We start from the raw sequence: 20,372 nt of genomic DNA on the forward strand, positions 1-20,372 counted from the left end.
ATAGACCATTTGAGATTTTGAGTTTATATCTGTACACAACGAAAATCCCGGAGGCCAAATCACCATTGCCTACCGGGATTTTTAATGAGTCTATAAAGATATGCTATGCCAAGAAATCAAGGAATGTATAACCTATAGGATTACACCATCTTTGAATATGGCAATTTCCCTGAAACCATGCTGCTCACTAAGTGTCTGAGCACGTCCTGAGGCAATGTCAATCAACTGGCTGAAGAGCTGAACTTTCACGTCATCCATCGTCCGGCCTTCGAGCAGTTGACCTGCGTTGAAGTCGATCCAGTGTTTTTTTCGGTTCGCCAGATCCGATTGCGTTGCGATCTTGACCGTAGGTACCGGACCTCCGAATGGGGTTCCCCTTCCTGTGGTAAACAGTACAATGTGAGCACCTGCAGCTGACAATGCCGTGACCGACACCAAGTCATTACCAGGCGCCTCTACAATGTTCAAGCCGGTTTGGGTTACACGTTTTCCATAACGAAGCACATCAACGACGGAAGAACGACCGCCTTTTTGAGTACAACCCAATGATTTCTCTTCAAGTGTCGTTATGCCACCGGCTTTGTTACCAGGGGAAGGATTCTCATATATGTTCTGCCCATGGTTTACAAAGTATTGCTTGAATCCGTTAATCAAATCCACCAAATCACCGAAAACCTGTTCATTTGCAGCCCGATTCATCAAAATGGTCTCTGCCCCGAACATCTCTGGCACTTCGGTCAGAATGGCTGTCCCTCCTGCAGCAACCAGCATATCGGCAACCGAGCCCACTAGCGGATTAGCAGTGATGCCGGATAAACCATCTGAACCGCCACACTTCAATCCGATTTTGAGCTTGCTAAGTGGCAGCGGCTGGCGCTGTTCCAGCTCGGCAATCTCCACCAGCTCTTCCATCAGGCGCAAACCCTCTTCAAGTTCATCATCTGCTTCCTGTGCCTTGAGAAAACGAACCTTCCCCTGATATTCAGGTGCGATGCATTCGCGGAACTGGTCGACCTGATTATTTTCACAGCCCAATCCAATAACCAATACACCGCCTGCATTTGGATGTTCGACGAGGGAAGCCAGCAGCTGCTGGGTATACTTCAGATCATCGCCAAGCTGCGAGCAGCCGAATGGATGAGGGAAATGGTACACGCCGTCCACCCTGCTGCCGAACTGTGATTGCCCCATACGTGCCAGTGCCTCACACACCTTGTTGATGCATCCTACCGTATTAACGATCCATATTTCATTGCGTATGCCTGCCTCTCCATTAGGGCGCAAATAGCCATCAAATGTCCGTAAATGTTCCGGGGGCATATCGGCTTGAACGGATGCACCAGGCTGATACTCATAATCCAGCAAGCCATGCAGCCCTGTTTTCAGATTATGGCTATGAATCCAGTTCCCCTGTTCAATCCGTTCCTTGGCAATGCCGATGGAGAAACCATATTTCAGGACATCATCACCTGGTTCGATTCCATGTACAGCGATCTTATGCCCTTTGGGCACATCATCAAGCAGTGTAAATGAAACCCCGTCAGGGAGGTTGACCGTTTCTCCCTTTGTGTAATCACGAAGAGCTATGATCACATCATCCTGCGGCTGTATGGCAATCCAGTCATGCGTTGTACTTGTTGTATTCATTCCGTCTCACCTTCCAGTAAAACGATCTCATCAAGAAGCGCTTCGCGCAGTCCTCTTCGCTCATTCAGATTCTCTCCCCAAATGGTTGAGTCCGACAATACGGCAGCCAGCCTGTCGTTCAACTGCTGCCGGTCCCTTCGGAGTGAATCATAGTTCTCCCAGTGTGCAGTTAGGGCTGCAAGAACATCCGGGTCGTCCCTCAGCACAACGGATTCACCGTTGAAGCGATGTCCGTGGTATCCGTCTAACGTATTCACCGGGCGGTACAATAACAACAGTCCGGCAAACCCACGAACCAGGCGTGTCGGCCAGCTGTTCTGAGTTTGTTCATAAGATAATAAGGTAGGCAGAACACGCACCTTGAATTTGCCAATGGTATTTAACGCAATATCCTGAAGCTTATGATTGATATAGGGATTGAGGAATCGTTCGAATACCTCTTCAGCGTACTGGTCAAGTTGATGATCCGGCATATCCAGCGCAGGCACAATTTCCTGATGCACGGCTTCCCTGATCCATGGTCCAAATTCGGGATCCTCCATCGTTTCCCTCACATACTGCTTGCCTTGAAGAATGCCAAGAGAGGACATCAAGGTATGTGCGCCATTCAAAATACGAACCTTTCGCACCTGATAAGGCTTCAGATCTTTGACCCAGTGAACATTGAGTCCAGCCTGCTTCAGCGGCAATCTCTTGTCCAGTCCCTCATCAGCCTGGATGGCCCAGAAATGATAAGGCTCTGCCGTGTTAATCAGTTGATCCTCATAACCCCAGCGCCCTGCCAAAGTTTCGGCTTCTTCCTGAGTTGGCGCACCCGTCACGATTCGGTCAACCAAATTGTTCAGGAACAGGTTATGGTCTTTAATCCAATTACGGAATGCATCGGAATAGCCGAAGTCCTCACTGTGACGCAATACGCAGCTGCGCAGTACATCACCATTCCCTTCGAGCAATTCACATGGCAGATGAATTAATCCTCTCGAAGGATCACCCTCAAACCGTACATAACGCTGATGGAGAAACACGGTCAGCTTGCCTGGAAATGAAGAAACAGGCTCTCCTTCCACGTAATCCGACTGAATATATTTTAATCCCGACTCCGTCGTATTGGAGATAACAAACTCCAGTGAAGGAAGCTCGGCCAGTTCCAAAAATGCCTGCCATTCTTCATAAGGATTCATGCACTGGGAAAAGATCGAAATCATCTCGGTGCGCTCCACGGCTTTACCTTGAGAAAGACCTCGGGTAATCATGGTGTACAGTCCATCCTGATCCCGGATCTGCTCCAGCTTCGCCTTGCCCCCTGGCCTTGGCTGGGTAACCACCACACTGCCATGAAATTTGCCTTGTCTAGCACTCTCATGAAGCATCCAGTCCACAAATCCCCGCAAAAAGTTACCTTCTCCAATCTGCAGTACCTTTACGGGACGATCCATGATTTCCTTGCACTTTCGCTGCCCGTCGTTTCCCAACAGATTCAGCTTGAGTCTTGGTCGTTTGGTGCTCGCTGACATGCACACTCACCTCATCATTTATTTGTGATCATCCGAATCCGAATCCGATTCCATCTGTTATACCCATCAATTGAAAACGCTTTAAATTCATTGTATCATCAAAAAAAGGAAATTAAATTGCTTATATTGCGTTAAATATACTCTTTCATGACCAGGCGTGGTCTACCGTGTATTAATTAGCTTTAGAAAGGAGTCCTTATGGCACGCTCGCCCGTTCGCACAACCATCCAGTCAGATTCAGGCATTCCCTTTCGACTGGTCTATGCAGATACGAAAGCTCCCCAGAATGAACTGCCGGATCATCTGCATGATTGGCATGAAATCATTTACGTATATCGCGGTCAAGGGACCATTTTTATAGATACGGGTCTTGAAGACATGCAGACAGGGGATTTATTCATCATTCCTGGCAGTACAGTACACCGGGCTTTGCCGGACGAGATTAATCCTGTAACCTCTTCAGCTCTGTTTTTCAGTCCCGGATTACTGACTGCAGCTGCAGGAGGCAGTGCTTCAGTCCTGCTCTCCCTGTTCGAGCGATGCCGCAGACGCAGGGTTTATAAAAGACACCTGACCCCGGAGGAACAAGCCAAAGTGACTGCGTTTATTGAAGAAATCCATGCCGAATTCCAGATGGAGAATCAGCTAAGCGCCCATGCAGCCCTGCTTCGGCTTCAACTGCTGCTCATATTTCTTGAACGTCTCGAGGACGCCGGTCCTGCCCGCTCTGTTCATTCCAGTTCCGGTCCGAGCTGGCTGTCAGCCACCCTGTCCAATATTGACGATAAACTTCGGAGCGGCCTTTCCTTGTCAGACCTTGCTCTTCAGGCAGCAGTATCCCCTGCCCATTTCAGCCGGGCGTTCAAAAAATATACCGGCATGACGCTAACCGATTATGCCCTAGCCCGCCGGGTGATCATGGCGAAGGAACATCTGCTTCGGAACGATGACACCATGGCATCTGTAGCGGATGCCTGCGGCTTTGAGAGCCTGCCCCATTTTTATCGGCAATTCAAAAAAATTACGGGCACCACGCCTGCGGCTTACCGCAGAACGATGAATGGTTAATTTGCAAAAGTGTAACATATTCTTCCATACGGCCCTTGTGGTATGATAAAACGGAATAACAATGTCAGAAACGATACGTTTCTTCGGTCAGAGGAGCTTTAGATCCCATGCATAACGAATTCAATCGCCGAAATATCGGTATCTTTGCTCACGTAGATGCAGGCAAAACAACCACAACAGAACATATGTTATATCATGGCGGCATTGTTCGCAGCCCCGGCCGGGTAGATGACGGTACGGCAGCTACGGACTCCCTGGACATTGAGAGAGAACGCGGAATTTCCGTACAGGCAGCCATGACCTCCCTTACATGGAACAATACCGTGATCGACCTCGTCGATACCCCGGGACATATCGATTTTAGCTCTGAAGTTGAACGTTCCCTGCGTGTAATGGACGGTGCCATTCTCATTTTGTCAGCTGTGGAAGGGATTCAGTCCCAGAGTGAGACCATCTGGCACGCCTTGAGATCCCTTCGCATCCCCACCATTATTTATATCAATAAAATGGACCGGATTGGCGCCTCTGCAGCAGCCATTATGGAACAGGTTCACTCCACATTCTCTCCATTTGTATGCCCGGTACAATCCTGCGTAATGGATGAGGATTCATTCAACGGTGTTCATTCCTTATGGCATGATCAGGCGAATCAGCAAACGATTCCTGGACTCTTTGAGATGATTGCAGAACTGGATGAAGAGATCATGGAATCTTACATTAATGAAGTCCCTCTGCCATCAGAGCAGATCGATTCAACATTCCGCAAGCTGGTGCATCAAGGCGAGATATTTCCGGTTTGTTTTGGTGCGTCGGGGAAAGGGATTGGGGTATCCGAACTGCTTGATGCGGTTACCCGGTTCCTTCCACCTCCTGCAATCACAGAGGATCCTGCAGTATCGGGGGTCGTATTCAAAATTGAACGGAACAAAACGATGGGACGAACAGCTTACGTTCGCATGTACGGAGGCAGCATTCACAACCGGGACACGATCTATAACACGACCAGGGGACTGGAAGAAAAAGTGACTCAAATCCGCCAGATGGATGGTCGCAAATGGTCAGATACCGGAGCAGTACACAGCGGACAGATCGCCGCTCTTTACGGTCTAAGCGAGACGCATGTAGGTGACATTATAGGAAATCCAGACGCCGTTCCTCCCATGCACCAAATGGCAGTGCCTTTGCTGACAGTACAGGTACACGGCCAGGATCCGGCTCGTTACCCCGACCTTGTTGCTGCATTGCAGGAGTTAACCGATGAGGACCCGCTGCTTGACCTGCAATGGCTTCCAGAAGATCGGGAATTGCACCTCAAAGTCATGGGAACCATTCAGCTTGAGATCCTGTCGAGCTTGTTAAGCAGTCGTTTTGGACTGGGAGTTGTTTTCGACCCGCCTTCCGTCATTTACAAAGAAACGCTAAACGCTCCAGGTGAAGGGTTCATCGCCTATACGATGCCTAAACCCTGCTGGGCCATTCTTCGCTTCCAAATGGAGCCGCTGCCACGCGGAAGCGGTCTGATCTATGAATCCACCGTTCGAACAGACCAACTGCTGCTGCGGTATCAAAATGAAGTACAGCGACGTGTACCAGAGGCCCTGTCTCAGGGCATGTTCGGTTGGGAAGTCACCGATCTGAAGGTCACGCTTGTCGAAGGAGAGCATCATGTCTGGCATACGCATCCGCTGGACTTTGTCGTTGCTACGCCGATGGGAATCATGGATGGCCTGGCTCGTACAGGTACTAAGCTGCTGGAGCCGCTTCTGCAATTTCGCTTAACGGTACCGGAAGAATACGGAGGCAAGGCTCTAAGCGATCTTGTGCATATGCGAGCAACGTTTGAAGCTCCTGTTATTGGCGGCGGGAGATGTATTGTGGAAGGGCAGATTCCGCTAGCCTCTTCCATGGATTATCCGGTGAAGCTCCGCTCTGAGACCGGGGGACGGGGTGTACTTGTCACCTCTTTTGCCGGGTATCAGGATTGCCCTCCGGATGTGAAGCCGTTGCGCAAGCGCAGAGGCGTAAATCCGCTGGATCAATCCAAATATATTTTAAGCGTTCGTAATGCGATAACATCATAAACGGAGTTGAACTTGTTGTGCTGATTAAATTTTTGATATTCGGCCTTCTATGGCGGATTGTTGGCAATCCGTTTTTGGCTGTTCTGATTCTTCTCATTATTCTGTATTTCCTGGATCGTCGCTATGTCGGGGTGTTCCCCAGTTTTATGAAACCGATCAAACGCATGCGTACGATCTCACGGCTGCGTCAGCAGATTGCGATGAGTCCCAATGAAGTCTCTTCCAAGCTTGACCTGGCCAGACTTCTGATCGAACGCAAACGTTATAACGAAGCTTATGAATTGCTTCTTGAGCTTGAACGTCCCTATGAGCAATCTGCCGAATACTGGGAGGCATTGGGAACGACAGAACTTCACCTTGGTCACATGGAATCAGGTGAGCGGCATATCCTGCAGGCTCTCGACATCAATCCAAGAGTTAAGTATGGTCAGCCTTATCTAACCTTAGCCAATGCCTTTAAGGAGTCAGATCGAGACAAGGCATTGACATATGTACAACAATTCCAGGATATCCACTCATCCTCGAGTGAAGCTTATTACTTGCTGGGTTCCGTCTACCGTTCACTGGAACGCACCGCAGATGCCAAGCATGCCTATGAGCAATCCCTGAACGTCTACCGCTCCCTGCCAAAATACAAGAAGCGCCAGGAACGCCGCTGGGCTGTCCGCAGTTGGTTCCGCAAGCGCGGATTGTAGGCAACCCTATATGTCGACAAGTGTTCGGCATACGCTAAGGTAGAGTCGAATGCCCTTAATAAAAAGAACGCCGATTCTGTTTCAAAACAGAATCGGCGTTCTTTTGTTTATAATGGTTAAACAAAGGCAGCTGCCTGTTCACGTTAATAATTTGCGTAACCGCTCCTCATTACGATTCATCCAGAGGATCCGCTCTTGCAGCTTAATGATCTGGTTAACTGCAACATCGGGTTCATCCGTTCCTTCGAACATGCGACTGATAAAATGCATAACCACATCGAGACTGCGCAGCAGAATAAGCTGCGGAATAGCCAGCAGTTCATCCGGCTCCAGAATCACCTGTTTCCGAAATCCTCGGATCAGTCCTTCGAGCGCCTCCCACATCCATTCATCACTCTTGTCCATAGTTAGCAGGTCCGACATGGGAACAGCCAGCTCCATGACCCGCAGATCCCATGTGGCAAACTCAAAATCCAGAATGGAACAGATTCGGCCATCGTCGTCCGACAAGACGTTTGATGCGTTCACATCTCCGTGAACCAGTTGATGAGGCAGACGTTCCATCCCGTTTAGAGACTCGAACAAAGCTGGAAGCACAGGCAGCAGATCCTGCATTTCTTCTGCGCACGCCTGGAGCTCGCTAGGTGGTGACGTACATAGCTGTATCAATTTCTCTGGCGGACAGAGTGGATATGCCTGTTGAATTTGATAATAAGGTGGGTATACAGGTTCAAGTGATATTTCCAGTCTTGACAGAGCACCAGACAGCAAACCCGCCGCATGTCCCAGTTCAACAAGCTGATTTGGCCTATTCCACACCGGATTCTTGCCCGTATTATACGTAAAGAGGGCTGCGATTTTGTACTGTTCATTCCTCGGATCGTAAATGGAATGGAACGTGTGCCCATCCCCCTTTATAGCTTTGACTGGAGCTGGTACCATAAGTCCGAAGTCCGATTCTCTCAGTGCCGATAACACATGGTGCTCAAACGCAATTTTCACAAGATCCGTATGTGTTTCGTACACCCTGAGAACATAACGCTCGCCATCCAGTTTAAGCATATACGTTGTGTTGTTCATTCCGCCGTATCTGCGTTCCGCTTCCCAGCAGGATTGAGGTAGAAATACGGATATCACTTCCTGTATCAGCTGTCGTTCCAGATCCTCATGAGGACGTAAATGAATGTTGTGCACCGATTAATACTCCTTCATCTGTAATGTCTATATGAATCGACAAGATAAAATCCCTTATTCTCCCCATCTTAACGTATGCCCATATGCGGGTCCAGTCTGAATCAGGATACCCACAGCCATCTCGTAATGTCCTAATGAGTTCTTCAGTTAAAAGGTCTATACCCCATACGATTCAGTTGGTCCGCAATAACACGATACCCTCTTGCATTGGGATGAACACGATCCCAGAATAACAATTCCCGTTCATGCCCTTCAAAACGGTCGTACACCTGAGCACAGGCGTAGTTCCCCGACCCTGCACCATTCAGAAAGGAATTATACTGACGAACCCAATACGCTGCCTCTGCGGCTTGAGGATACGGGTTGTACAATCCGATCGTTCGGACCAAATAGGCACTGTTACCTTTTAACTGACGAATATGTCTCATGATCTGTGAAACGTTACTGCGGGTATCTCCAAGCACCTGTGTCATTTTACTTGCGCTTGGCATAGCTCCGCTCGCCTTGAATGTGCGAATGAGATCATTCCCGCCAATGGATATTGTAATAATGTCCGCTTCGCGCAGAGACTGTCTTACCCTCGTGTTGGAGGATACCATTTGCATCAGTTCACCTGAGGTTAATCCGTTGACCCCCATATTATCCATCGAGACAAATGTGCGAACATTCATTTCTGCCATTCTGCGGTACAAAGGAACAAAGCCGGTGCCCAGCAGCGCGCCTGTGCCTACCGTTAACGAGTCTCCAATGGCCGCATATCGATATACCATCACCGTCGCCCCTCTCTGCTAACTTATGACTGACTGCTATATCTATATGAAAGAACCGAAGACAAGGCGCGGGATGGTGTCCGTAGGCGCATACCTTTATTTTTTACGACATGCACATATTTCCTCAAAATGAAAAGCCCCTACGAAAATATTCATATTTCGTAGGGGCTTTATATGATTTTAACTACATGCTCATCGTACGGTCCGAATCCGCTGAATCATTCTGATCCTTATTAGGGAAAGGCCACCAGTTGGCCCGGCCGAACATCTTCACCATGACAGGCACGAAGAACGGCAGGAACAGCAATGAATACAGAACCAAACCACTAAGAACAACGGTAGCAATCTGCATCATGGAGAGAACTCCGGATGGATACATGGCAGCAAAGGTTCCGCTCAGAATAACGGCTGCTGACAGAATCACCGTACCCATGTTTTTCATGGCATACAGCATTGCATCCTGAACGCTCATGCCTTTATTTTCATTGAATCTATCCATCAGGAAGATACTGTAATCCACACCAAGCGCAATCAGCATTACGAATCCGAAGAATGGCGTAACCCAGCTGATGCCCGCAAAACCAAGGATATTCACGAATATCGCCTCGGTTAGAGCCATGGATGTGAAATAGGCCAGCAACAGGGAAACGATCAAATATAGCGGCATGATCACGGATCTCAGAAGCAGGACTAGAACGATAAATGTGCCTGCAAGCATGAGCATAACCGTGCGTGTGTAGTCGTTGTTGGAGATCTCCTGTAAATCAGCGAATGTGCTGGTTACCCCGCCGACAGCAATGTCTGCTTTTTCCAGCGCACTACCCTGTACCGCACGGTGAACCGCAGCTTCGATATCCGGTACGCGATCAATCGCTTCAATACCGTACGGATTTTCAGCGAAAATAACATCTATCGTCATGGTCTTCCGATCCTGGGACAGATACGTATCGAATACCTGTGCAAAGTCTTTGTTGCTCAACGCTTCTTCAGGTACATACCAGCCGGCCAGATCGGAATCCGGTGAATTCTGCAGCTGTGTCAAATAATCCTGTGCGGAATCAAGACCACCGGACACCTGCGCAATTCCATCCACACTCTGATTCAAACCATCTGTTAATTGGGTCAGCTGACCACTGAGGTCCGAGAAGCCTTGGCTAATTTTCTCCTGACCACCCTGAAGCTGGCTGAGTCCATCCTGGATGGAAGGAATCTCACTGATCACTTTACCTTGACCATCTGCTGCCTGCTTCAGCCCGGCTTCAAGCTGTCCTATTCCCGTTACAATCTGACCCAGCCCACTAGCCAGAGCCTGTTGTCCAGATGCAGCGGAAGTGAAGCCTTCGTTAGCCTGGTTGATCCCTGCAGCAGCTTGACTCAGATTGCTTTGAATCTGTCCTAGTGCCTGGGCAAGCTGGGCTGTACCTGTTCCCGTTTCCCCAAGTGTACCTTTGACCCGCAGATAGTCTGCGTCCTGCAGCAGTTCAGGGTATCTTTCTTCAAGCGCTGCAAATGATTCATTCAGACTGGTTAGCGCCGTAGATATGCCTGTCAGCTGCTGCTGAATTTCCCCGGTACCCTCGCCAAGCGCAGCTACGCCTGCACCAGCCTGACGGTAAGCGTCAAGCAGCTGATTACTCGCCTGAGCTAGCTGGTCAGCACTTGTTTTCGCCTGCTGCAGTCCTGCTTGCAAATCACCAGCACCGGCCGAGCCGTCACGAATTCCTTGCTCAATCTGCTGAAGACCTTCGGACAACTGGCTAATTCCCGATTGCAGCTGGGACGTACCTTTGCTCAGTTCTCCGGCACCATTTGCAGCTTCTTTGATCTGAGGTTCGTTCTTGCTTAATTGACTGCTGGCTTCGCTAAGACCATCACGAATTTTATCCAGACCCGTCTTGCCTTCACCGAGTCCGTCCGATAAAGTCCCCACTTGCTGAGTGACTTCGAAATCCTTGACCTCGTCACCCGTCGGACGTGTCATGCTGCGTACCCCGGAGATTCCCGGCACCTTCTCCACTTCGCGACTGATTTTCTCGGCTACGGCCATATATTTGGCATTGTCCATCGGTTCATCATTTTGGATCACAATCTGACCCGGCAGGGATTCCCCCGGACCAAAGCTTTCCGAGATAATGTTGAACGCTTTTACCGAATCATACTTCTCACCAATCTCATCCAAGCTGTTAAACGATAATTTCCCATCGTACGTGGCCAGAAGCGGCACGCAGACAGCTGCGACAATAAGCAGCGCAGCCCATGGACGTTTTAGAGAGAAGCGACCCGCTGCTCCATAGATCTTGCTCTCCGCATGTTCGAGTGAACCTTTGGAGGGCCAGAACAGCTTCTTGCCCAGCACCGCCATGAAGAACGGAACAATGGTAACCAGAGCAAGCATCATTACGGCAATGCCGACTGCGACTGCCACTGCGGAACGGTACAGCATAAACTGTGCAAAACCGATGGCGACAAAACCAACCAGCACGGCAAGAGCAGAGAAGAATACCGTTTTGCCTGCTGTCCGATAGGTTGCAATAATCGCTTCCCACGTCGTTTCATGATGGGCCAATTCTTCCTTGAATCGGCTGATGAGCAGGATACAGTAATCGGTACCAATCCCGAACATGACGGCAACCATGAAAATCTGCGTAAAGGTCGAAATCGGGAAATCCACCCCATCGACCAGGAATGCAACAATCTGCTGCGATACAATATAGCTGATACCCACGGTAAGCAGAGGGACAAATGGAGCTACAAACGAACGGAATACAAGGAACAATATGAGCAAAATAAATACAACCGTAATATACTCCGATTTCTTGAGTCCCTCCTGGGAACTCTCTACCGTATCTTCATCGATTAATCCTTTACCGGTTATGTAGTGTTCCACATTGACCGAGTCCAGCGTTTCATTAAGATCCTCACGCATTTCCTTGACAGTACGATCTCCCTGATCGATAGACAGGGACGTCAGGATCGTCTTTCCATCAGCAGAGATCATTTTGTCTGACAGTTCTGGCTGGGAGAAGGGCTCCAAGATGGACAAAATGCCGAGTTCTTCTTTCTTCGACTCCAGCTGCTTTACAGCCTTCTCAGCCTCTTGTTTGCCTACCGTACCCAAACCATCTGGGTTATAAAAAACAAGTGCCAGCTGACTGCCCTGCTGTTCGCCTTTTTGTGCAGCAGCTTCATCGAGGATGGCAGCTGCCTGGGTGGATGAGTACCCTTCCGGGACCGAAAACTGTCCTTTTTCCCGAATTAGTTCACTCATGTTGGGGGCTGTGAACATCAATACGGCGGCTACAACAACCCATAACCCCATCAACCACCATCTTGCTTTCAGAATCGTTCTCATTCGCTCTCCTGTCCTCCCTCATTCGTTAGCAAGGTCGCCAACTTCTCAAAGGATTCAATAAAATTCTGTACTTCTTCCGGCTTAAAATGAACCAGGTACGGCTCAAGAAGCTGCTGTATTTCCCGTTCTGTCTCGCGGTATACCTGACGGCCAGTATCTGTCAATGTCAGATATACCACTCTGCGATCCCGCTCATCTCCAGCCCGATGGACCAGATCCCGATCAACCAGCTTGTTAACCAGTGCCGTGATGCTGCTTTTTCCGACGCAGAGGAGCTCTGACAGATCAGATGGTGTGCAGGATGGTTTCTCTTCAATCAAACGGAGAGCACAGAACTGGTCTGTTGTCATGGTCTGCCCCACCTTTTCACGGATTCGCGTATCAAACTGTTTGGATACCAGGAACGATGCATCCAGATAACGGTTCACCAAACTTTTGGCATCCGGTGTATTCATGTTTATTCTCCTTTCTGTCCTTTCTGTCCATATAGTTCACTTATCGAACTATTCTTCAATGAAACTATTCTATATTGAAACTATAATGCAAAGCAATACTTTATTCCTGTTATTTTGTGTTTTCACGACAAAGAAACAGGGCGTAAGGCTTAGCTCCCGGCCAAGTCTCACGCCCTGTTTCTTGTTTTGTTACATTACGAAGGTCACCATGATTATGGTGATCCATCATCTATTCTTCGATTGCATCCTCGTCTTTTTCAAGTACACAACGGAATCGTTCGACACCTGGATATAACTCACCCAGGCTGTATACGACAAAGCCAGTATTACGATAAAATTCCACAGCTTCCTGGTCCGTTTCCGCGATGAGCTTGTCCGGATTATACTTCTCCAGCAGCTGTGCAATCATGCCACGGCCATAGTTTTTGAAACGGTTCTCCGGTAATACCGCAATATGTTGGATGGTAATCTCGCTGTTCCCCGTTTTCTCATACCCAACCAAGCCAACTAACTGTCCCTCATCCTCATATCCATCCAGCAGAAGCTCGTCCTTATTCACATATTGTTGCAGCGCTTGACCGACTTGCTCCGGGTCCGGAAAAACCGAGTAGGACAGCAATTCCTGCACTTCCGGCTCCTGTATGCGTGATTTTAGATTAATCAACACTCTTATACTCCTCCTATGACTTGCTTAATTCCGTTATCGTATTGTAGTCGTTAGCCTGTCAAAGTTCAAGTCTCATACCCTTGTAACTGACTCTGAAGCGCATTGAGAGTATCCTGATTCACCTTAATACCAGCCAATTGATAAGCATCCAAGATTGCGCCGCCAACGGCAGGCAGCTTGCTGGTTATGTAAACGAACTCTCTACTTGTAGATGGATGGTTTTGACCTAACCCTTTCTGAACGGCAGCCTTCATATAAGATGAGGTCAAGCAGCTTCCAGTCAGTGTGTAAGTGACCTGTTTAGATTGAAAACAGCTTGCCAGCATAAGAATACCTACAACAGCTGTATCTGCTGCCGAGTCACATACCCTCATCGCAAGTGGAATTTGCTGAATTGCTGCTTCCGTCACCAAGGGTGCCATTTGACTGAATTTGCGGTTCATCGCCTGTTTATCATCAGCAAACCCTGCGGCTCCAAGCGCTGCGAGCTCCGGCACTGAACGCACATTCCAATATGCAAGAATCTGTTCGATAAAGGAATGATCCTCTGCCTCATATCGGCCTGCCAGAATTGAATGCACGGTATCGTATGACAGAAAACGCGCTGCCGTCGGCGCATAGTGCCCAAATTGGTCGTTTCGGAGCCATACTTCCTGCTCCGTCCTGGCAAGGATCAAAGACCCTGTGCCTCCAATTGCCACGATTCCAGGCCTACCGTTAAAAGCAGCTGTATGAGCAATATGTGTATCGTTTACCGCACTTCTCCTCCCAAGGATGCCCGTTTTGGCAAGAACACCCTCGGCCCAGGTGAATTCTTCTTCCCGGTCCAGACCTGCCATACCGGCTTGAATGGCAGCCACCTGTTCTCCCTTAATGCCAGCCTGCTCCAGCGCTTCTGTAATGCCTCCGAGCACATGCTGCTCAGCATTGAAATCGTGATAACGATTACAACCTCCCTTTTCCACATAGGACAACAGTTGTCCATCTCCATCGGCTACGGCCACTCTTGTATGGCTTCCGCCACCATCAATGCCTACCACATATGTATTCATCGTATCCCCCATACTCTGATAATAGACTGTATTAACGACGTTTCCTTATGTCATAGAAAACAGAACTGCCGGGCTGCATAACCTCATACTTCCCGGCAGGTTCTGCTATTGCTTCTGTACGGCAAAACGAAGCAATTCGCAGCGGAACTGTGTCGGTTCATCGTACTTTTCTTCTTCAATGGTCTGAGTTACGTGTTCCTGAAGCAGGATATTCCATCCTGCATATGACTCTTCAAGCAATTCGGTGGCCTTGGCTGTTGACAGATTTAGTTCGATCAAAGGCTCAATTCGCCGTCCAGTGCTAATCTCCTGCTCCTCTACACTTGTACTCATCGTGATGCAATGAATCCCACCTGTGCGTGTCCCTGCCTGAAGACGACTTAGTGCTTCCAGAAAAGCATTTTCATCGGATACGTGCTCCAGACAGGAACAAGCTGCAATAAAATCAAAAGTATTCGGCCTGATATCATAATGCTCCACGTCTGCTTTCACGGCTTTTACCATATGATCAACCTGATATTTCTTCGCATATTTCCGAAGTCCTTCAACTGCTTCATCCAGCAGATCCACTCCAATAACCTCGCTGTCCGTTTGCTGCAGACGCTGTGCAATTGGAATGGTGTGTCGCCCTACACCGCATCCCAGATCAAGCACTCGCAGTTCCGATTTGTGTGCAAGCAAACGTTCCAGCATCTCCATCACCATTGGCATCGGTCTAGCCATCCACGTTCCGGCTTCAAATAGCTCATTATTCTGATAAAAGTTCGAATGGTAGCCTGCCTCCGCTTTGCGCGCTGCTTCGAATTGTTCATTTCCCATGAATGGCACCCCCGTAATAAACTAGAATTGGATTGTCAGCGTTCCTGAGATCGAAATAAGAATGATGGCCCAAATGATTAACACGAGCAGGGCACCTGTGACAAGCATCTTCCCGGTGTCCCTTTTGTAAGGATCGTCATTAAATAACATTACCCCGCCAATGGCAATCGCTATCGGAGGAAGAAGAATCGCAATTAAAATTAGCAGACCTATGGAGTAACGATCCAATAAACCCTCCTCGTATTCTTCCATTTGTGTAGTCTCCGCAGGAACGGTCTTCATTTCAACCAGATTGCCACATGCTTTGCATTTGAACTCGTCTACACCCATTTCCTGTTGACAGTAAGAACAGACTCTTCGTGATCGCGGCATGCTGCACCTCCCTGTTATAAGCACCTACTTTTAACTACCCGGCATATCTCATATCTAATATCTAATTCGCGCGCTCCATCGTTACCTTGTTCAGGAAAGCTTCAAGGACTTCCAAGTAACGCACACGATCCACCTGAAAAGCTGTACCGTGCCCTGCACGGGGAATGGTCAGCAGCTCTTTCTCCGTAGGACAAGCATCATAAAGCCGATACACCATCTCCGTCGGGACAAAGGTATCTGCCTCTCCATGAATAAATAGAACGGGAACCTGCACCTTGGCGAGCTGTTTGAGGGCCGATGCTTCCTCGAAGGAATACCCTGCCTTCCATCTGGAGATCAGACTTGTCACAGGGATAAATGGAAAGGGCGGTAATTTGTACAATTGTTTAAGCTGAAACGTAAGCTCATCCTTCACCGATGTATAGGAGCAGTCTGACACGATGGCTTTTACCTGATCCGGCAGAGACTCCCCGCCTGTCATAAGAACCGTTGCACCGCCCATGGAGATGCCATGCAGCACAATGTCTGTCTGGTTTCCCACCTTGTTGATCACCCAATGGACCCAATCGACGTAATCCTTCCGATCCAGCCAGCCGAATCCAATGACGTCTCCTTCACTGTGACCATGAGCGCGATCATCAGGCATGAGTACGTTACAGCCTCTTTTCTCTGCATAGTACCTTGCAAAACCGGCCATTTCTCTACCTCTCCCGGAATACCCGTGCGCCAGAATTACCGTCTGACTCGACTCCCCAGTTGAAGCCAACCATATTCCCTGCAATTTCAACCCATCGTGAGACGTGATGCTTACCATTTCGCCATCCTGCGTGTCCAACCACTCCAGGTCTGATGCACTGCTGATCAATTCATTATCCGGTTCAGGCATTAGATTCGGATTGTCGATTAGAAATGGTTTTGGCGCTCGGCGAATAGCTGTTTTGAAAAAGTATAGTCCTCCGATCCAAGTCGTAATAAGAATGACCAGAATAAGTGCGGTAGTCCCGTATATTAACATGAATGCTTCTTTCCCCCTCTCAAGATCTTCTGCCCCTAACACAGTTAAGGATACATGTTCTTATGTACACTCGTTTTCGGACGAAAAAACAGGCTTGCTGCCCTAACCTATTTCGTTAAGACAACAAACCCTTAAATGATGACTTTCTCCAAAGCTTCACAGGCCTCCTGATATGCTGGCATCAATTCACCCAGCAATGGCTCAGCCTTCCTCACTTGACCTGTTTTGGCAAGCTGTTCAATTCTGGCAAAAAGCGTTGAACAATATTCTATTCCGAGACTCAAACTGCCGGACTTCAGATCATGGGCACATTCAGCAGCAGCAATATGATCTCCGGAGACAACGTACCTGCGAAGCACCTCAATTTTGCCAGGTGTTTCGTTACGATACATGCCCAGCAGCATCTCAAGTATCGTCTCTTCGCCATCACTGTTCAGTTCGCCGATCTCTTTTACGATGCTCATATTCAGTACTTCCCGGAATTCCGGGGGATGCTGCCATTTTTGAATTACATTTTTTAAGGATTCCAATGTGAATGGCTTGCCAATGAAATCATTCATTCCAGCTTCAAGGCATTTCTCTTTCTCTCCATCCATGACGTTGCCTGTCATCGCAATTATTGGAATGGCATGACGCATTTCGTCCTGCTCCATGGCTCTTATTTTGCGTGTTGCCTCAAATCCATCCATAATCGGCATCATGTTATCCATCAGTATGATTCCATACCTCTTGCTAAGAAAGGCCGCAACAGCCTCTTCTCCGTTGGAAACCGAATCGACCTCGGTGATCCCAAGTTTCTTAAGTTGCATCAAAACAACCTGACGGTTAATCAGATTATCATCAGCCAACAGGATTGGCCGAGAATAGGGTTCCTGTAGTAAGGCGCCCGAATCATGTAATGTATCTTGTCCCGTCGGGACTGTGGTTTTTACATGTTCTGTCTTGCGTCCCATTGGAATTTCAAACCAAAATGTCGAGCCCTGGCTCTCTTGACTAATGACTCCAATCTGCCCCCCCATTAACCCCACAAGAGACTGGCATATGGATAACCCCAGGCCTGTTCCTTCATATTCCTTGGAACGGCCTTTTTCCGTTTGAACGTAGGGTTGGAACAAGGTTTTCTGATCTTCTTCGGCGATTCCGATTCCCGTATCCTTTACCTCAAATCGGATCCATTGAGAGTTCTCATCTTCCCGAACCAGGACAACTTGAATACATATTGATCCTTCTTTTGTAAATTTGTTGGCATTTTGAATCAGGTTCATCAAAACCTGTGTAATTCGTGTGGAGTCTCCCTCAAGAACCCCGGAAATTCGGGGATCACATTCCACGACCAGTTTGTTCCCATTTTGGATCACCTTGGGCTCCAGCAAACGAACGATATAGTTAAACGTAGGCTCCAGTTCGACATCTCCCATTTCAAGACGCATCTGACCTGCTTCCAGTTTGGAAAAGTCCAGTAGGTCCTGAATCAGCTTCAGCAGAAGTCTCGCTGCTTCTTGAATCACTTGAACCGAATGCTGCTGTTCTTCGGACAGGGAAGAATGCTGCAGAAGTTCAGCCATGCCTAATATTCCATTTAAGGGTGTACGGAAATCATGGCTGATTACGGCTATAAATGAACTTTTGGATTCCCCTGCGGATACTGCTTCTTTCCGAGCGGCATCCAGACTTGCGTTATTTTTAGCAAGCAGACGCTGAAGCGTCACCAGTTCATTGTTCATTTCCGAGAATTCACCAAGAATTCGCTCTTCCTGTTCCTTACTGCGAATAATCTGATCAGATAAATGCTCAATCGTTTTACGCAGCTTTTCGATCTCTCCAGCTTCATTAGACATTGCGTCATTCCTCTCTATTCGCGAATCATACCAACGTTGCAGTTGGCAGATTGCTGAGCCAGCAGACTTTCTGCGACGGCAACAGCCTCATCAGCTCCGGGAGCATAACCATCTGCCCCAACGGTCCTCCATAACTCCGGATCAATGTTGAATGGATAACCTCCTACCATGATTTTCACATGCGAGGTAGCCGGGTGATTACGAATCATTTGGATAAGTTCTTTGGCAAGATGAAGATGAAATGTCATCGTTACTGAAATAGCCACCACATCTCCCTGATGGCGCTCGATCGCCTCAAGCAGGCTGCCATTCGGAACATTTGCCCCTAGATAATACGTATCCCAACCTTCCATCTCAAACACGTCAGCAAGCATACGCAAACCGATCTCATGCTGCTCACTGCCTACACAGGCTGCAACCAGCTTTTTCTGCTGTGGCTCATGGATCAACCAGCGGGGATACAGCCGCGAGATAATAGCCTGTGTGGCTGCCGTACAAAAGTGCTCCTGAGCGACACTGATCTGGCTAAGCTGCCACAAGCGGCCTATTTCATATTGAGTGGGTTGAAAAATATAACGATAAATATCACGAATGCTTGCTCCGCTTTCCAGCTCGGCTTCAATAATGCCAAAAGCTTCTTGGCGTCTGCTATCCAGAAGGGCCTGCAAATAAGATTTGGCAGCATGGCCATATGGAAAAGATTCGTTAACGAATCCTTGTGCTACGTCATGATGCTGGGTTTGATAGATTCCCATTTCCAGATAATCTAGAACAAGTGACTTGGATGCATCATCAAACTCTTCTTCTAACGTCTCTTTGATTAGATTTAAATTAATGGCCAGATCATCCGCCGAAACGTGATAACCTGCCAGTAGCGTTTTGAGCCAAGATATATAATGAGTAAACAGGTTAGGACTCTTAACCAGAACGCTCTCAGCCAGATAATTCAAACTATATTGCGAATCCTGTTGAGTCCGCATTCTGCCATTTTCACCAAAACGTTCAAGCAACTCAGGTTGCAGCGTATACTGCTTCTCCGTTATTTTATCAGCCAGCCCACCTACTGCTTTCAGCAAGCGTTCCCCAGCTTCCTGATGGGTCATTACGTTATCCCTCCTCTTGCTGTGAATCGTATCAACCATCATGAAATATCCACGATAAGAGTCGATTCGATTTCAATCAGCTATTGATCGGGAAATGCTTTTATTATTATACATGAACTCCAGGGAGAAACATTTCATTTGGAGCTGCATATTAGAACAATTTTCCTATATTATGAGCATTCCTGCAAGTCATCTAGCCAGTTCATGCCCCTTTTTTTCACACAAAAAAACCGGCCTGCGTTATGAACGCAAGTCGGTTTTTCCTTCAGCAGCTAGTCCTAGCTTCTTCAATAGGCGAATGGCATCCGCTTTTTCCGATGGCTCTAAACCTTCCATCGCATCGATGATAACCTGATGATGTCCAGGGAATATTTGGGTGAATAGATTTCTTCCCTTTTCCGTCAATTCCGCGTAAATAACTCGGCGGTCTTCCTTGGATGCACGTCTAAACAGCAAATCCTTGTTTTGCAGCTTATCCACTACATAGGTTATATTCCCGCTGGACATTAGCACTTTCTCTCCGATTTTTTGCAAGGCTTGCGGGCCCTTATGATATAACAAATCCAGTACCCCGAATTCTGTCGTATTCAGTCCATGACTCTGGATGTCACGATTGGACCTTGATGTAACAGAATTGTATGCTCGGGCGAGAACCACGAATAATTGCAAAGATAGTTCCCGATTGTCCTCCGTATTCGGCATTTCCATAATCCTCCGTCAATGGTTTGCA

17 protein-coding genes are annotated in these 20,372 nt (G+C 48.2%); 3 read left to right on the forward strand and 14 right to left on the reverse strand.

Going from position 1 to position 20,372, the window contains the following annotated elements; genetic code table 11:
* Positions 1–132: 132 nt before the first annotated feature.
* Both PIL01S_RS03925 and PIL01S_RS03930 read right to left on the reverse strand, forming a co-directional pair.
* Positions 133–1,647 (reverse strand): UxaA family hydrolase, encoded by a 1,515-nt coding sequence (locus PIL01S_RS03925; protein WP_127536312.1) that lies wholly within the window; start codon positions 1,645–1,647, stop codon positions 133–135.
* Positions 1,644–3,161: a tagaturonate reductase gene (locus tag PIL01S_RS03930; RefSeq protein WP_127536313.1), complete on the reverse strand. Its 1,518-nt coding sequence runs from the start codon at positions 3,159–3,161 to the stop codon at positions 1,644–1,646. The genes PIL01S_RS03925 and PIL01S_RS03930 overlap by 4 nt, the downstream gene beginning before the upstream one ends.
* Positions 3,162–3,359: 198 nt before the next feature.
* On the opposite strand from PIL01S_RS03930, the gene PIL01S_RS03935 reads away from it, so the two are divergent.
* The 3 genes from PIL01S_RS03935 (at position 3,360) to PIL01S_RS03945 (ending at position 7,005) form a co-directional block, all read left to right on the forward strand.
* Positions 3,360–4,229 carry an AraC family transcriptional regulator gene (locus PIL01S_RS03935; RefSeq protein WP_127536314.1) on the forward strand — a complete coding sequence of 290 codons (870 nt, stop codon included), beginning with the start codon at positions 3,360–3,362 and terminating at the stop codon, positions 4,227–4,229.
* Positions 4,230–4,336: 107 nt separating this feature from the next.
* The gene (locus PIL01S_RS03940) at positions 4,337–6,310 is read left to right on the forward strand and encodes an elongation factor G (RefSeq protein WP_127536316.1); all 1,974 of its coding nucleotides are present in this window, start codon (positions 4,337–4,339) and stop codon (positions 6,308–6,310) included.
* A 17-nt stretch (positions 6,311–6,327) separates the two neighbouring features.
* The gene (locus PIL01S_RS03945) at positions 6,328–7,005 is read left to right on the forward strand and encodes a tetratricopeptide repeat protein (protein ID WP_127536318.1); all 678 of its coding nucleotides are present in this window, start codon (positions 6,328–6,330) and stop codon (positions 7,003–7,005) included.
* Positions 7,006–7,143: 138 nt separating this feature from the next.
* Here the strand turns inward: PIL01S_RS03945 and PIL01S_RS03950 are convergent, their stop codons facing one another.
* From PIL01S_RS03950 to PIL01S_RS04005, 12 genes are all read right to left on the reverse strand, one after another.
* Positions 7,144–8,199 carry a phosphotransferase gene (locus PIL01S_RS03950; RefSeq protein WP_127536319.1) on the reverse strand — a complete coding sequence of 352 codons (1,056 nt, stop codon included), beginning with the start codon at positions 8,197–8,199 and terminating at the stop codon, positions 7,144–7,146.
* A gap of 143 nt (positions 8,200–8,342) precedes the next feature.
* Complete coding sequence (locus PIL01S_RS03955) at positions 8,343–8,969, reverse strand: GDSL-type esterase/lipase family protein (protein ID WP_095358742.1); 627 nt, start codon at positions 8,967–8,969, stop codon at positions 8,343–8,345.
* Between the two features lie 184 nt (positions 8,970–9,153).
* On the reverse strand, positions 9,154–12,321 hold the full coding sequence (locus PIL01S_RS03960) for an MMPL family transporter (RefSeq protein ID WP_127536321.1): 3,168 nt from the start codon (positions 12,319–12,321) through the stop codon (positions 9,154–9,156).
* Positions 12,318–12,776, reverse strand: coding sequence for a MarR family winged helix-turn-helix transcriptional regulator (locus tag PIL01S_RS03965; RefSeq protein WP_127536322.1), 459 nt, complete (start codon positions 12,774–12,776; stop codon positions 12,318–12,320). Before PIL01S_RS03965 ends, PIL01S_RS03960 begins: the two co-directional genes overlap by 4 nt.
* A gap of 229 nt (positions 12,777–13,005) precedes the next feature.
* Positions 13,006–13,443, reverse strand: coding sequence for a GNAT family N-acetyltransferase (locus PIL01S_RS03970; RefSeq protein ID WP_127536324.1), 438 nt, complete (start codon positions 13,441–13,443; stop codon positions 13,006–13,008).
* Between the two features lie 65 nt (positions 13,444–13,508).
* Positions 13,509–14,495 carry an N-acetylglucosamine kinase gene (locus PIL01S_RS03975; RefSeq protein WP_164764159.1) on the reverse strand — a complete coding sequence of 329 codons (987 nt, stop codon included), beginning with the start codon at positions 14,493–14,495 and terminating at the stop codon, positions 13,509–13,511.
* Positions 14,496–14,600: 105 nt separating this feature from the next.
* Entirely contained in the window at positions 14,601–15,314 is a 714-nt protein-coding gene (locus PIL01S_RS03980; RefSeq protein WP_127536327.1) for a class I SAM-dependent methyltransferase, read from the reverse strand.
* A gap of 21 nt (positions 15,315–15,335) precedes the next feature.
* The gene (locus tag PIL01S_RS03985; protein ID WP_127536328.1) at positions 15,336–15,686 is read right to left on the reverse strand and encodes a hypothetical protein; all 351 of its coding nucleotides are present in this window, start codon (positions 15,684–15,686) and stop codon (positions 15,336–15,338) included.
* A gap of 61 nt (positions 15,687–15,747) precedes the next feature.
* Positions 15,748–16,701: an alpha/beta hydrolase gene (locus tag PIL01S_RS03990; protein WP_127536330.1), complete on the reverse strand. Its 954-nt coding sequence runs from the start codon at positions 16,699–16,701 to the stop codon at positions 15,748–15,750.
* 131 nt (positions 16,702–16,832) lie between these two features.
* Positions 16,833–18,539: a hybrid sensor histidine kinase/response regulator gene (locus PIL01S_RS03995; protein WP_127536331.1), complete on the reverse strand. Its 1,707-nt coding sequence runs from the start codon at positions 18,537–18,539 to the stop codon at positions 16,833–16,835.
* A gap of 14 nt (positions 18,540–18,553) precedes the next feature.
* Positions 18,554–19,642, reverse strand: a complete 1,089-nt coding sequence (locus PIL01S_RS04000) for a cobalamin B12-binding domain-containing protein (protein WP_127536332.1) — start codon at positions 19,640–19,642, stop codon at positions 18,554–18,556.
* Positions 19,643–19,882: 240 nt separating this feature from the next.
* Positions 19,883–20,344 carry a MarR family winged helix-turn-helix transcriptional regulator gene (locus PIL01S_RS04005; protein WP_127536334.1) on the reverse strand — a complete coding sequence of 154 codons (462 nt, stop codon included), beginning with the start codon at positions 20,342–20,344 and terminating at the stop codon, positions 19,883–19,885.
* Positions 20,345–20,372: the final 28 nt, after the last annotated feature.

The sequence above is a fragment of the Paenibacillus illinoisensis NBRC 15959 genome (assembly GCF_004000925.1).
GTDB lineage: Bacteria > Bacillota > Bacilli > Paenibacillales > Paenibacillaceae > Paenibacillus > Paenibacillus illinoisensis.